Origin of the sequence: Flavobacterium sp. MEB061 (assembly GCF_000834715.1) — a bacterium.
Classification (GTDB): domain Bacteria; phylum Bacteroidota; class Bacteroidia; order Flavobacteriales; family Flavobacteriaceae; genus Flavobacterium; species Flavobacterium pectinovorum.
Map to the genome: position 1 here is coordinate 16,369 of NZ_JXQR01000006.1, position 14,182 is coordinate 30,550.

General features: G+C 33.1%; 11 protein-coding genes. 7 read left to right on the forward strand and 4 right to left on the reverse strand.

Annotation, left to right across the window (positions count from 1 at the left end):
* Window positions 1-65: 65 nt before the first annotated feature.
* From RT99_RS02595 to RT99_RS02605, 3 genes are all read right to left on the reverse strand, one after another.
* Entirely contained in the window at window positions 66-1,901 is a 1,836-nt protein-coding gene (locus tag RT99_RS02595; protein ID WP_042563181.1) for a T9SS type A sorting domain-containing protein, read from the reverse strand.
* A 163-nt stretch (window positions 1,902-2,064) separates the two neighbouring features.
* The gene (locus RT99_RS02600; RefSeq protein ID WP_042563182.1) at window positions 2,065-3,033 is read right to left on the reverse strand and encodes a TerC family protein; all 969 of its coding nucleotides are present in this window, start codon (window positions 3,031-3,033) and stop codon (window positions 2,065-2,067) included.
* Between the two features lie 425 nt (window positions 3,034-3,458).
* Entirely contained in the window at window positions 3,459-4,472 is a 1,014-nt protein-coding gene (locus RT99_RS02605) for a glutamine synthetase beta-grasp domain-containing protein (protein ID WP_042563234.1), read from the reverse strand.
* Between the two features lie 429 nt (window positions 4,473-4,901).
* Between RT99_RS02605 and RT99_RS02610 the strand changes: the two genes are divergently transcribed.
* The 5 genes from RT99_RS02610 to RT99_RS02630 all read left to right on the forward strand — a co-directional run bounded on the left by RT99_RS02610 (window position 4,902) and on the right by RT99_RS02630 (window position 10,221).
* Entirely contained in the window at window positions 4,902-7,091 is a 2,190-nt protein-coding gene (locus RT99_RS02610; protein WP_042563183.1) for a glutamine synthetase III, read from the forward strand.
* Window positions 7,092-7,313: 222 nt separating this feature from the next.
* Window positions 7,314-8,492, forward strand: a complete 1,179-nt coding sequence (locus RT99_RS02615; protein ID WP_042563184.1) for an AIR synthase related protein — start codon at window positions 7,314-7,316, stop codon at window positions 8,490-8,492.
* Between the two features lie 191 nt (window positions 8,493-8,683).
* Window positions 8,684-9,040: a hypothetical protein gene (locus RT99_RS02620; protein ID WP_042563235.1), complete on the forward strand. Its 357-nt coding sequence runs from the start codon at window positions 8,684-8,686 to the stop codon at window positions 9,038-9,040.
* Window positions 9,041-9,060: 20 nt separating this feature from the next.
* On the forward strand, window positions 9,061-9,612 hold the full coding sequence (locus RT99_RS02625) for a hypothetical protein (protein WP_042563185.1): 552 nt from the start codon (window positions 9,061-9,063) through the stop codon (window positions 9,610-9,612).
* Between the two features lie 3 nt (window positions 9,613-9,615).
* Entirely contained in the window at window positions 9,616-10,221 is a 606-nt protein-coding gene (locus tag RT99_RS02630; RefSeq protein WP_042563186.1) for a GNAT family N-acetyltransferase, read from the forward strand.
* 171 nt (window positions 10,222-10,392) lie between these two features.
* Here the strand turns inward: RT99_RS02630 and RT99_RS02635 are convergent, their stop codons facing one another.
* Complete coding sequence (locus RT99_RS02635) at window positions 10,393-11,010, reverse strand: M949_RS01915 family surface polysaccharide biosynthesis protein (protein WP_042563187.1); 618 nt, start codon at window positions 11,008-11,010, stop codon at window positions 10,393-10,395.
* Between the two features lie 145 nt (window positions 11,011-11,155).
* On the opposite strand from RT99_RS02635, the gene RT99_RS02640 reads away from it, so the two are divergent.
* Together RT99_RS02640 and RT99_RS02645 are read left to right on the forward strand one after the other, a co-directional pair.
* Window positions 11,156-13,489 (forward strand): GH92 family glycosyl hydrolase, encoded by a 2,334-nt coding sequence (locus RT99_RS02640; protein ID WP_042563188.1) that lies wholly within the window; start codon window positions 11,156-11,158, stop codon window positions 13,487-13,489.
* A 207-nt stretch (window positions 13,490-13,696) separates the two neighbouring features.
* Window positions 13,697-14,140 carry a hypothetical protein gene (locus tag RT99_RS02645; protein ID WP_042563189.1) on the forward strand — a complete coding sequence of 148 codons (444 nt, stop codon included), beginning with the start codon at window positions 13,697-13,699 and terminating at the stop codon, window positions 14,138-14,140.
* The last annotated feature ends 42 nt before the right edge of the window (window positions 14,141-14,182 follow it).

The following is a 14,182-nucleotide window of genomic DNA, read 5'->3' on the forward strand; positions in this document are numbered from 1 at the left end:
TTCGTTAATAAATGTAAATAGAAAAAGGAAATCGTAAGATTTCCTTTTTCTATTTACAGGATTTATTAATTATTCTTAATGAATGTTAATTGAGTATTTCTATTACTACCTCCAGTTTGAATATTTATAAAATAAGTTCCTATAGTTAGATTTGAAATATTTATACTTATTAAATTTGGATTTATGACTGAGAAATTGTTTGAGTTTACTATAACTCCTAGTGTATTTACAATATTTATTTGAGTATTGGCTAATATGTAATCTGTTCCTTTGTTCTCAATATTTATAACTGAAGAAGCTGGATTAGGATAAACGGTTAATGTTGGAGATGTATATGTGGAATTAGAAGAGATTACACTTGCTTCGTTACTATAAGATTTCGTGTTTCCTTTTACTAATTGACCATTATTTGTAATTTGATAATTTATTACGGCTAGTCGTCTATAATTGTAAGTAGTTTGAATTATTAAACTGCCTCTTGGATTTGTTACAAATTTGAGAGGTGATGGAAGATAATCTTTAGACGTTGCTCCTGAAATATCAGACCAACTTCCGTATTCTCTATTAGTTATTGGCTGATTTTGCCATTGATATGATACGGTGTAAATTAAATTTGTTCCATTCATTGTTGTCTCGTCTATAAATGGAGTTGAACCAATTATTGTGTTTGGAGAGTCAACAACTCCTGGTGAAGGAATGTTTAATATTTGATCGCAACAAATATTGTTATTGTTTCGGACTGTTCTAAGTAATATTTTTAATGAGTTACTTGCTCTCTTTATGTTTTGATAAATAGCAATTCTTCTAACTAGATAATAATTATCTTCGTCACTTACTCCGTCAGATGGATTAAAGAAATCTAATGAAGATGAATTTTCGCCTTCAATGGTTTTCCAATATCTAATTCCGCCTAATGCAATATTTGTTTTAGTATATTCCCATGCATATCTTTCAATAGTTGTAATATTATCGCCTCTTTGAGGGATATGAAATGGATTTTGTAAAATATTTAAATTTACTGAAGCGTCAGATCTACCGCCAATAATGGATTTTGGATTTGTATTTGTTATTTCTGTAAAATCGTCCGTTATTGGTGTGTTGATAATAGAGATTTCATTTGAAATTATTGGAGAAGGAACAACTGTAATTGTTATAGTATTACTTTTATTTGGAAATTGTCCGCCATAGCTGTAACCTAATTCCCTTGTAACTGTTAGATTTTTTAATTCTGTAACATAATCTATATCTAGAATTTTGTTTGCATCATCTAAACTTATAGTTGTGCCATTAGCGACACTCCATTTGCTATTAACTCCATAAGGAAGTCCTTTGTAAGGATTTAAGTATTGAGATCCAGTTATTGGTGCTGGTTTATCACCTTGTCTAATAGTTTGATTACAACATAATGTATTTGCAATATTTGATGGGTTTGGAGCATCTGCAGGAGGGTTTAGGGTTGTTCCTCCAGTCATTGTTGTGTTTTTGATAACAGGAATATTTGAACTCACATAAGAGGTACCACTTCTATATTCAGCGAATATAAATCCTCCGGAGGTTAAAAAATCGTTCCAATTTAGGTTAATAACAAAACTTTTGACAGCCACATTGCCTCCGCCAAAATAAAGGGTACCGCCGTCGCCGCTAATAGCAACATTAGCTCCTAATGCAGCTCCTTTTGAATAGTAAATTTTTATTGTGCCATTATCTCCGGGTGCAGCAGTGGCCGGCATTTCTACTTTAACGCCAAGTGAAATTGTAGAATATGGAACCGATGCTAAATTAATAGGTCCAGCGCTAAAATTTGCTCCATTCACTACTGTTGGAGTAAGTGTAACTTTTTGCCCAAAAACTGAAATGTGTAATAAAAGCAGTAAAACGAGGTAAATGTAATTTTTTCTCATGATAAAATTTTAAAATTATAATGAGATAAACATAATAATAAATTAAGTATAAGCTTACTTTTAAAAGTTAAATTATAGGTATATTTTTATTTCTATTGGTGATTTAATAAAAAAAGGAAATCGCAAGATTTCCTTTTTTTTTATGAATATATGTCTCAAAAAATTATTCCTGATCCAAATCTGTTAATTCTTTTTCTTCTCCAAATTTAAGAGAAACCAAAATTCCAACTAAAAGAGATAGCGCGATGAATCCTAAAGAAGCCCATTCCGGAACGTGAATCCAATCGTGAAGCAACATTTTTAATCCAACGAAACTTAAAATTGCGATTAAGCTGTATTCTAAATAACTGAATTTTGCCAACATATTTGCCAGGAAAAAGTACATAGAACGCAAACCAAGAATAGCAAAAATATTCGAACTAAATACTAAAAAAGGGTCTGAGGTAATAGCCAGAATTGCCGGAACACTGTCTACAGCAAAAAGCACATCCATGACTTCAATTACAATCAAAGCAACGAAAAGTGGAGTAGCCGCTTTTTTTCCTTTTTCGGTTAAAATGAAAAATCTCTCTTTATCAAATTCAGAAGTAATCGGAATCACTTTTCCTAAAGCTTTATAGATAAAAGAATCTTTTGGATGAAAATCTTCATCATCGCCAGAAAACAACATTTTTATTGCTGTAAATAATAAGAATGCACCAAATAAATAGGTTGTCCATGTAAATTTATTGATCAGCATAACTCCGAAGAAAATCATTAAACCGCGAAAAACTACGGCACCAATAATTCCCCAGAATAAAACGCGGTGCTGGTATTTTTGTGGTATTTTGAAAGAAGCGAAAATAATAGCAATAACAAAAATATTATCAACACTTAAAGAAAGTTCAATTAAATAACCTGTAATAAACTTCATAGAAGCAACGGCAGGTTTTAATCCGTCAGGGTTTGCAATATAATCTGTAGTATAAAGCCAGTAGATTACTCCGGAAAATAAAAATGAAAGTGTAACCCAAATAAGGGTCCATTTGCTTGCTTCTTTGGTACTAATAATATGAGGGTTTTTATTGAAAACTCCCAAATCTAAAGCAAGAATAAGTACAACGCCTACTAAAAATAAAATCCAAACCATTATAAGATAATTTTTAAATGATTTACAAAGATAAGTTTTGATGTTTAACTTAAAAATTAATTATTAGAAAATTACTTTCAATTTTAGTTAAGATTTAGGTGCTTTATGTCGCAATGGGTTTGTGAAGCTAAACCCGACAGGTTTTAAAAACCTGTCGGGTTTAATTGCGCGTAAATCTTTGTCGATCAACTAGTGTGATTTCTCGTTCCTCGCAATGACAAAATCAGCAAAAACATCCTTATGAAAACGATTGCCCTAGCCCCGATAGAAGAGGAAATCCTTTTGTGGCGGGGTTCGCCACAAAAGATTGGAACGGATAGCGGGATTAGCTCCTGAAAAAATTATAGAAATCGGGATAGTTAAACTATACGTCAAAAAAAAATGCCATCAATTAAGATGGCACTTTCTAATATAATTTAAGCTTCGAATTACAATGCTGATTTTACAGTTTTGATAATTCTTGCAGCGATTTTGTATGGATCACCGTTTGAAGCTGGTCTTCTGTCTTCTAACCAACCTTTCCATCCTTTTTGAACAGTCATTAAAGGAATTCTGATAGAACATCCTCTGTCTGAAACTCCGTAAGAGAAATCGTGGATAGAAGCAGTTTCGTGTTTACCAGTTAAACGTTGGTCGTTGTAAGCTCCGTAAACTGCGATATGCTCAGCAGTAACAGGACGGAAAGCCTCACAAATTCTTTCGTAAGTAGCTTGGTCTCCACATGTTCTTAACACCTCGTTAGAGAAGTTAGCGTGCATTCCAGAACCATTCCAATCAGTATCTCCTAGTGGTTTTGGGTGATATTCGATATAGTAACCATATTTTTCAGTCAAACGATCTAATAAATAACGAGCAACCCAAATTTCGTCTCCGGCTTTTTTAGCACCTTTAGCGAATAATTGGAATTCCCATTGTCCGCAAGCAACCTCTTGGTTAATACCTTCAAAGTTAATTCCGGCAGCGATACATAAGTCAGCATGTTCTTCTACTAATTTTCTTCCGTGAGTGTTTTTTCCACCTACAGAGCAGTAGTACATACCTTGTGGAGCAGGATAACCTCCAACAGGGAAACCTAATGGCAATAAAGTTTTAGTATCCATGATGAAATATTCTTGTTCGAAACCAAACCAGAAATCACCATCATCATCAATAGTAGCTCTACCGTTAGAAGAGTGAGGAGTACCATCAGCATACATAACTTCAGTCATTACCAACCATCCGTTAATACGTGTTGGATCAGGGTAAATTGCAACAGGAACTAATAAACAGTCAGATGAACCACCTTCGGCTTGTTTTGTTGATGAACCATCAAATGACCAGTTTCCAAGTTCTTCTAATGTTCCTTTGAAATTTTCGTGTTCTTCAACTTTAGTTTTACTTCTAAGATTTTGAGTTGGTTCATATCCATCTAACCAAATGTACTCTAACTTAATTTTAGCCATAATAATATAAATTTTATTTTTTTTGTTTTTTCGCTGGGTCAAATATAGATTTATTTTTTTAGTCCTAAAAATTAGGGGGCTATTTTGTTGGGTGGACTATAATTTTTTAGAGAAGCGCAATTTTGATAGGGGTATATTTTGAAAAAAGTAATTTTTAACACCTTAAAAAAATAAATTCGTAAAAATAACGTGCTTTTTCTGAGTTTAAAGGTTATGTAATTATGAAAAAATGTTTATTTAATGAATAATACTGAGTTAATTTGTTATATTTCTTCAATTCATATTAATTATTCTTTATAAAATTGATTATCTATTGAAAAATCCTTGTATAAAAATCTACTATTTATCTTTCAAACAGGCTTTTTTATTGATTATATTTGTCCTTCTTTTTTCAATAAAAATAATTACGAATTTTTAAAAATTATATACATGTCAACATTACGTTTCCAAGCTTTAAAAGAAGCTTCTACAAGAAAGCCGGTACATTTTGAAGAAATTGATAGAAAATCTAACATTTTTGGTTCAAATGTGTTTAATGAGAAAGCAATGAAGCAGTTTTTAACTTCTGATGCTTTAAAAGGAGTTAGAGATGCCATTCAGCACGGAACTAAAATAGACAGAAAGCTGGCAGATTATATTGCCATGGGAATGAAAGAATGGGCTTTATCAAAAGGTGTAACGCATTATACACACTGGTTTCAGCCACTTACGGGAACAACTGCAGAAAAACACGATGCTTTTTTTGAAACTTCGTATGACGGAAGTGATCCTGTAGAGAAATTTGGCGGAGCGCAATTGGTTCAGCAAGAACCGGATGCATCTAGTTTTCCTAATGGCGGAATCAGAAATACATTCGAAGCCAGAGGTTACACGGCTTGGGATCCAACTTCTCCGGCATTTATTTACGGAACAACCTTATGTATTCCAACAGTTTTTATTGCTTACACAGGTGAAGCTTTAGATAATAAAATTCCATTACTAAGAGCATTATCTGCAATGGATGAAGCAGCAACGGAAGTTTGTAGATACTTTGATAAAAACGTAAAAAAAGTAACCGCAACTTTAGGCTGGGAACAAGAATACTTTTTGATTGATAAAGCGTTGGCAAACTCACGTCCGGATTTAATGATGACGGGAAGAACCTTATTAGGACACACATCTGCAAAAGGACAACAACTTGATGATCATTATTTTGGATCTATTCCAACTCGTGCATTAACGTACATGAGAGATTTGGAGCAAGAATGTATGTTGCTTGGAATTCCGGTAAAAACGCGTCATAATGAAGTAGCGCCAAATCAGTTTGAATTGGCACCGATATTTGAAGAAACCAATCTTGCAGTAGATCACAACTCCTTATTAATGGATGTGATGCAAAGAGTGGCAGAGCGTCATGATTTTAAAGTATTATTTCACGAAAAACCATTTAAAGGAGTAAACGGATCAGGAAAACACAACAACTGGTCGTTGGCAACAGATACCGGAGTTAACTTATTGAGTCCGAGTAAAACGCCAATGAGCAATTTGCAGTTTTTGACATTCTTTATTAATACTATAAAAGCGGTAAACGATTACGAAACTTTATTAAGAGCTTCTATCGCAACGGCAAGTAACGATCACAGATTAGGAGCAAATGAAGCACCACCGGCTATTATTTCGGTTTTCATTGGTGCGCAGTTAACCAAAGTTTTGTCTGAATTAGAAAGCGTTACAACAGGTAAATTATCTCCGGAAGAAAAAACAGATTTAAAACTAAATGTAGTTGGAAAAATTCCGGATGTACTTTTAGACAATACAGACAGAAACAGAACTTCGCCTTTTGCCTTTACAGGAAATAAATTTGAGTTCAGAGCCGTTGGTTCAAATGCGAACTGTTCTAACGCGATGACAACTTTAAATGCGATTGTAGCCAAACAATTAAAAGATTTTAAATTAGAAGTAGATACTTTAATCGAGTCGAAAGACATGAAAAAAGACGATGCAATTTTTAATGTTTTAAGAGAATACATCAAACAATCGAAAAAGATCCTTTTTGAAGGTGACGGTTATTCTGATGCCTGGGAACAAGAAGCTGCTAAAAGAGGTTTAAGTAATTTTAAAACTACACCCGAAGCGATTAAAGCTAAAATTTCTAAACAAGCACTAGATTTATTTGATGAATTAGGAATTTTGAATCATGTTGAAGCAGAAGCGCGTTACGAAATCGAATTGGAAGAATACACTAAAAAAATTCAGATTGAAGGAAGAGTTTTAGGTGATATTGCCAGAAATCATGTAATTCCGACAGCGATTCGTTATCAAAATACATTGATTGAAAACGTAAAAGGACTTAAAGAAATCTTCGGAAAAGAGTTTGAAACTATTGCAAAAGAGCAAATCGTTTTAATTAAAGAAATCTCTGGTCATATAGAAGGAATCAATTCTAAAGTATTGGCAATGACCAATGAAAGAAGAATTGCAAATCACTTAACCGATGCTCAAAAAATGGCAGAGGCGTATTGCAATAAAGTAAAACCCTATTTTGAAGATATTCGTAATCACTGTGATAAATTAGAATTATTAGTAGACGACGAAAGCTGGACACTTACTAAATACAGAGAATTATTGTTTACTAAATAGTTTTTAAACACGAATTACACTAATTTTCACGAATTCTTTTTTCATTAATAAATGAAAATCTAAATACTCAAAAATCATCCGCTAAGGATGATTTTTGCTTTATAAAAATTTGTGCTAATTTGTGTAATTTGTGGTAAATAATTCTACGCAATCTTTAATAAATAAACCCAAGAATTAAAAAAAGGGATTATCTTTGCACCACATCAACACAAACTAATTTTCATGAGTTCAGATTCTAGCAAAAGGTACGCACAAAGAGGTGTTTCGGCATCAAAAGAAGACGTACACAACGCCATAAAAAATATTGACAAAGGTTTATTTCCTCAGGCATTCTGTAAAATTGTTCCCGATTATCTTACCCAGGATTCAGAACATTGCTTAATTATGCACGCTGACGGAGCCGGTACAAAATCGTCTTTGGCGTATATGTACTGGAAAGAAACCGGAGATATTTCTGTTTGGAAAGGAATCGCGCAAGATGCGTTAATCATGAATATTGATGATTTATTGTGTGTTGGAGCAACAGATAATATCTTGCTTTCATCAACAATTGGTAGAAATAAAAACTTAATTCCTGCAGAAGTTATTTCGGCAATCATTAACGGAACCGAAGAATTAATCAACGAATTAAAAACTTTCGGAGTAACCATTCATTCAACAGGAGGAGAAACTGCCGATGTTGGAGATGTTGTTCGTACTATTATTGTAGATTCTACTGTAACAGCTCGTATGAAACGCAGTGATGTTGTTGATAATGCCAATATTAAAGCAGGAGACGTAATTGTCGGTTTGGCTTCTTTTGGTCAGGCAACTTACGAGAAAAGCTATAATGGCGGAATGGGAAGTAACGGATTAACATCGGCACGTCATGATGTTTTCGGAAAATATTTAGCTAAAAAATACCCTGAAAGTTTCGATGCTCTTGTTCCGGAAGAATTGATTTATTCTGGTCAGGTAAACCTAACGGATGAAGTTGAAAATAGTCCAATTAATGCAGGTCAGTTGGTACTTTCTCCAACCAGAACTTACGCGCCAATTATCAAGAAAATTTTAGATAAATATACGCCAAAGGATATTCACGGAATGGTCCATTGCAGTGGTGGAGCGCAGACTAAGATTCTACATTTCGTTCAGAATTTACATATTATAAAAGATAATTTATTCCCGGTTCCACCATTGTTCAAGTTAATTCAAGAACAATCAAAAACCGATTGGAAAGAAATGTATCAGGTTTTTAATTGCGGTCACCGTATGGAAATTTATGTTCCCGAAAATATCGCTCAGGATATTATTGCGATTTCAAAATCATTCAATGTCGATGCACAAATCGTGGGTAGAGTAGAAGCAGCAGATGCTAAGAAATTGACGATTACGAGTGAATACGGAACATTCGAATATTAATTTTTTTTAAGTTACAAAGGTTCAGAGGTTCTGAGTTGCAAAGGTTTTTTATACTGGAGTTTCAACGGGACCTTTTTTATTAATAATTAGTTTTTTTTAGGAGCTAATCCCGCTATCCGTTACAATCTTTTGTGCCGAACCCCGGCACAAAAGGATTTCCACTGCTATCGGGGCTAAAAACCACCAGAGTCATGTACGAGCTACTTTTTTGGAGATATTTAGATGAGATTTATTTAAATCATCACGAAGTTTACGAAGCACTTCTTGAAAAAGAGGAAGTTGAAGGATTAGAAATACTTCCTGTAGAAGTAATTTTTAACCGAATAGCTTCTGTATTTTCTGATTGGGAAAAAGTCGATGAAAATAGTTGGCAAAATACTAAAGGAAAGGGTGCTTTTCAAGTAATTTCAACTCCACAAAGCATTAAAATTGACTGTTATGGAACCGAAGGGAAAACCATGAATAAATTAGTCAGTTTAATGGAAGAATTCAAATGTCCGTTGTATGATCCGCAAGTTCCGGAACGTTATGATGAAATGAGTGAGTAATATTTTGTAAACGAATATCCATGAAATACATACTATTTAGTTTAATTTTCTTTGTATTAAATTGTAATATATTCGCTCAGCGAATTGCATTAAATGAAATTGATAAATTTACAGATGAAAAAATCTATAAGGTTGATGTTTCTGAAGGAAAAAGATGGAAAACATCCGATAATGTTGCTAAAGGTTTACTTAATAATGTTTTCATTTCAACAAAAATTGTTAATACTGAAAAAAGAAAAAATGTTCTTTTGAATTTTAATCTACAATTAGGCAGAACTTTATGTGTTAATCCAAATGATGGAAAAGTTATTCTTTTATTTTCTGATAATTCTAAAATAACTTTAAATCAACACACGGAAATAAATTGCCAATCAATTTTGAATGTGGATTATTTCATTGGCGAAAATCAAAGTGAAATTGAAAGTAATCTTCTAAATTTAACTACTAAAAGCATATCTAGTTTTAGAATTTATTTTACTGATAATTTTGCTGATTTTGATGTGAAAGAAGATAAAAAAGAATTAATAAAAAATCATTTTAAATTGATACAAAAAGAATTTGAAAAAATATAAGCAATGACAAAATCAAATTTCAATTTCTCAGACAACATTATTTTAGAAGACGATTTGGTTTTATTGCGTCCTTTGCAGGAATCAGATTTCGATAATTTATTGGAATTTTCTATAAATGAACCAGAAACCTGGAAATACTCTTTAGTTGGTGCAGATGGAAAAGAAAATCTGATCAATTATATTAAGTCTGCTATAAAAGCAAGAGAAGATAAAAAAGAATTCCCATTTATTGTTTTCGATAAAAAATCTCAAAAATACGCTGGCTCAACACGTTTTTACGATATTCAGCTTGAATATAAAACCGTGCAATTAGGATATACCTGGTACGGATCGGCGTTTAGAGGAACAGGACTTAACAAACATTGCAAATTTTTATTGCTTCAATTTGCTTTTGAAACTCTTGGAATGGAACGTGTAGAATTTCGCGCTGATAATAATAACGACAGAAGTATCGCTGCAATGAAAAGCATAGGCTGTAAAGTTGAAGGTGTTTTGCGAAGCCACATGCCAACAGCAAATAGAGAAGTGCGCCGTGATTCGATTGTTTTAAGTATCCTAAAAGAAGAATGGTTTGCCGAGGTAAAAGAAAATTTAAAGCGAAAACTTTAAAAGATGCCAACGGCAAAAAGAGCCATAGGCTCGACCAATATTGTAGGGCTGTCCCGACGCTTCGGGATTAATCCAGTTTAACCAAACAAGCAGATATATTGAATTTCAGTTTTGAAAAAATGCTATTGAATTTTGACATTGAAATTGAAATTGATATTGATATTTAAAACATTACCCATCTTTCAATAATAAATCTTGTTCTTTTCGTAGTTTTACGACCAATTGATCAACGTAAAGTTTTATTTTTTGAGGTAAAGAATTCCAGTTTGAGTCTTTCTTAAAACTTCTGCAAATATCAAGATCACATTCTACAGCACGAACTACATATTTCTTGTTTTTATACACGGTAATAATTTTAACCCGTCTTATTTCATCATTTTCATTTCTTGTTCCATATACAATAACAGGTTCTATATAGCCATCGCCATCAATATCTTTGATGCTGCAATATTTTGTCCAGAACCAAATATTGGTTTCTTTAGGCTCGTAATCTTCAAGTAAATCATTAATTCTCCATTTTTCAAGAAAACCGCCGTGATCGTTCATACCGCAAATCGCCTGGATTTTTGTATTTAATGTATCTTTTTTATTTGTTTGATTTTCGCATAAAACCAATTCAAAAACGCCGCCTTTATCCTGATATTCATATGCTCTGTAAATAGGGAAATCAGAAAGGTTCTCTAATTCTCTTTGTTTTATTTGTTCTTTATCTAAAATAGAACTTTCTGTTTTTTGCGAAAAACCAAAGATTGAATATAAAAGGAAAAGGAATGAAATAAATCGTTTCATGTGGTATATAAATTATAAATCAAAGATATCTAAAAGCTTTTCAGTTTACGAACATTTATATTTTTTAAATTCCATTTTTGTCGTAATTTCCTAACGTGAAATTGAAATTGATTCAGTTTTACAAATAATATTTAAATACACATCAATGAATATTGTAAAAACAAAACATCTTCTTTTTGGATTATCAGTTTTGCTATTTGGTTTTACGAATGAAGTAAATGCTCAAAAGAAAGCAGACAACTTAAAAAATTTAATTCAATACGTTGACCCAATGATTGGTACAGCCAAAATGGGACATACGTATCCAGGCGCAACAGTTCCGTTTGGGAGTGTACAATTAAGTCCTGAAACAGATACAATTGCTTACAGTTTAAACGGAAAATACAATGGTGAAGTTTACAAATATTGCGCAGGATATCAATACGAAGATAAAACCATTGTAGGTTTTAGCCATACCCATTTTAGTGGGACAGGACATTCTGATCTTGGTGATTTTTTAATTATGCCAACAACGGGAAAATTACAACTGAACCCCGGAGTCGCTTCAAAACCTTTATCCGGATATCGATCTGCGTTTTTGCATTCGACAGAAAAAGCAGAACCGGCTTATTACAGCGTTCTTCTTGAAGATCATAATATTAAAGCTGAACTAACGGCAACAACGCGTGTAGGAATGCATCAATACACCTTTCCAAAATCTGATGAAGCACATATTATTCTCGATTTAACTTCAGGCATTTACAACTATGATAAAAAGAATGTCTGGACATTTGTTCGTGTAGAAAACGATACTTTAATTACCGGATATCGCCAGACAAATGGCTGGGCAAGAACGAGAACCGTTTATTTTGCAATGTCTTTCAGCAAACCAATTAAAAGCTACGGTCAGGCGGCGCAGGAAAAAAGTGTGTACAGAGGTTTTTGGGGAAGATTTGATCAAACCAAAAATTTTCCGGAAATGGCAGGTCAAAACCTAAAACTGTTTTTTGATTTTAATACTGAAGAAGGAGAGAAGATCAAAATTAAAATGGCGCTTTCTCCCGTAAGTTTTGCAGGCGCATTAGAAAATATGAAAAAAGAAGTTCCGGGTTGGGATTTTGAAAAAGTAAAAAAACAAAGTCAGGAAATTTGGAACAAAGAATTGAATAAAATTCAGATCGAAACCATTCAGAAAGAGGATTTAGTGAATTTCTACACCGCAATGTATCACGCCTTTTTAGGTCCAACAGAATACATGGATCTTGACGGAAACTACAAAGGTCTGGATATGAATGTTCATAAAGCCGAAAACTTTAAAAATTACACAAGCTATTCTTTATGGGATACATATAGAGCTTTACATCCATTGTTTAATATTGTTCAGCCTTCGAGAAACTCAGATATGATTAGTTCGATGTTGGCACATTCAGATCAAAGTGTACATAAAATGCTGCCAATCTGGTCGCATTATGCTAATGAAAATTGGTGTATGATTGGTTATCATTCTGTATCTGTAGTGGCAGATGCGATTGTAAAAGGCAACACCAATTTTGATCCTGAAAAAGCACTTCAGGCATGTGTGAATATTGCGAAAGTTTCTTATTACGATGGATTGGAATATTATATGAAAAAAGGATACGTTCCTGAAGATAAAAATGGATCTTCGGTTTCTAAAACTTTAGAATATGCTTATGATGATTGGGCAATTGCGCAGGCAGCCAAAAAATTAGGCAAAACTGAAATCTATAATGAATTTATTGAAAGGTCTAAAAACTATAAAAACGTTTACGATGAAAAAACAGGTTTTATGCGCCCGAAACTAAACGACGGAACTTTCAAAAAAGAATTTGATCCGTTAGACACGCACGGACAAGGTTTTATAGAAGGAAATTCATGGAACTATAGTTTGTATGTTCCGCAGGATCCTGCCGAAATGATTAAAATGATGGGCGGTAACGAGAAATTTAATGTTCGCTTAGATTCATTATTCAACATGCATTTGCCGGATAAATATTTTGAAAATACAGAAGATATTACAAGAGAAGGAATTATAGGGAATTATGTGCACGGAAACGAACCTTCGCATCACGTCGTTTATTTGTACAACTGGACAAATTCTCCGTGGAAAGCACAGGACAAAATTAGAATGATCCTAAAAAAAATGTACCGAAATGGAGCCGACGGTTTAGGAGGAAATGACGATTTCGGACAAATGAGCGCCTGGTATATTTTTAGCAGTTTAGGATTTTATCCAGTTGCGCCGGGTTCTGATGAATATGCTTTGGGTAGTCCGTTGGTTAAAAATGCGATTTTCAATTTAGAAAATGGTAAAACTTTTGAAGTAGAAACTGTAAATCAATCGGATAAGAATGTTTTTGTGAGTAAAGTGCTTTTGAATGGAAAACAATTAGACAAACCTTTCTTAAAACATGCTGATGTTATGAATGGAGGGAAAATTACGTTTTACATGAGTGCTAAACCGAATAAGAAGAATTACTAGGTTGTGTTAAAATTAGGATTGATTTTGACTTCCTGCAAGGTTTTCAAAACCTTGTAGGTCTATTTTGATGATGGATATAAAATACCTACAAGGTTTTGAAAACCTTGCAGGATTCGTGGCGAAAAAATACAGCAAACAAAAACTCTAAACATAACAAACTTTGCAAAAACTTCACGAAATTTGCACCTCAAATAAAAGACACGTATTATGAAAATAAATCTAAAATCAGGAATTGATAAATTGCTTTTCGGAATGAAGCAAAACGATGTAACAGCTGCTTTAGGAAAACCTGATAAAAATTATAAAGACGAAGATGATAATGTGATTTTTGTATATAATGCACATAAAATCAGGTTGACATTTTATGAGGAAGAAGAATTGAAATTGGGTTATTTAGTAGCGTCAAGTAATGATTTAGAAGTTTTTGGATTCAAATTAATTGGAAGAAAAATTGCCGATGTAAAGAAAGATTTTGCTGCAAAAGGCATTACAAAATATACTCAGGAAACTTTTGATACTTTCGAAAATTATTTCAATGAAGACAATTGGTTTATTCTTCAAACAGAATTTGATGAAGTTGTGAAGTTTGAAGTAGGAGCGATCATTAATGATAAAGATGAATTTGACTGGAAGTTTCCGGCGAAGAAATAACAGCTAAAACCTTTTTTAAACTTTGAAAAAGGTATAGCCGCA

Excerpts from the sequence above, each read along its gene's own strand:
- RT99_RS02595 (WP_042563181.1), bottom strand. The coding sequence starts at position 1,901 with ATGAGAAAAAATTACATTTACCTCGTTTTACTGCTTTTATTACACATT.
- RT99_RS02605 (WP_042563234.1), bottom strand. The coding sequence starts at position 4,472 with ATGGCTAAAATTAAGTTAGAGTACATTTGGTTAGATGGATATGAACCA.
- RT99_RS02610 (WP_042563183.1), top strand. The coding sequence starts at position 4,902 with ATGTCAACATTACGTTTCCAAGCTTTAAAAGAAGCTTCTACAAGAAAG.
- RT99_RS02615 (WP_042563184.1), top strand. The coding sequence starts at position 7,314 with ATGAGTTCAGATTCTAGCAAAAGGTACGCACAAAGAGGTGTTTCGGCA.
- RT99_RS02620 (WP_042563235.1), top strand. The coding sequence starts at position 8,684 with ATGTACGAGCTACTTTTTTGGAGATATTTAGATGAGATTTATTTAAAT.
- RT99_RS02625 (WP_042563185.1), top strand. The coding sequence starts at position 9,061 with ATGAAATACATACTATTTAGTTTAATTTTCTTTGTATTAAATTGTAAT.
- RT99_RS02630 (WP_042563186.1), top strand. The coding sequence starts at position 9,616 with ATGACAAAATCAAATTTCAATTTCTCAGACAACATTATTTTAGAAGAC.
- RT99_RS02635 (WP_042563187.1), bottom strand. The coding sequence starts at position 11,010 with ATGAAACGATTTATTTCATTCCTTTTCCTTTTATATTCAATCTTTGGT.
- RT99_RS02640 (WP_042563188.1), top strand. The coding sequence starts at position 11,156 with ATGAATATTGTAAAAACAAAACATCTTCTTTTTGGATTATCAGTTTTG.
- RT99_RS02645 (WP_042563189.1), top strand. The coding sequence starts at position 13,697 with ATGAAAATAAATCTAAAATCAGGAATTGATAAATTGCTTTTCGGAATG.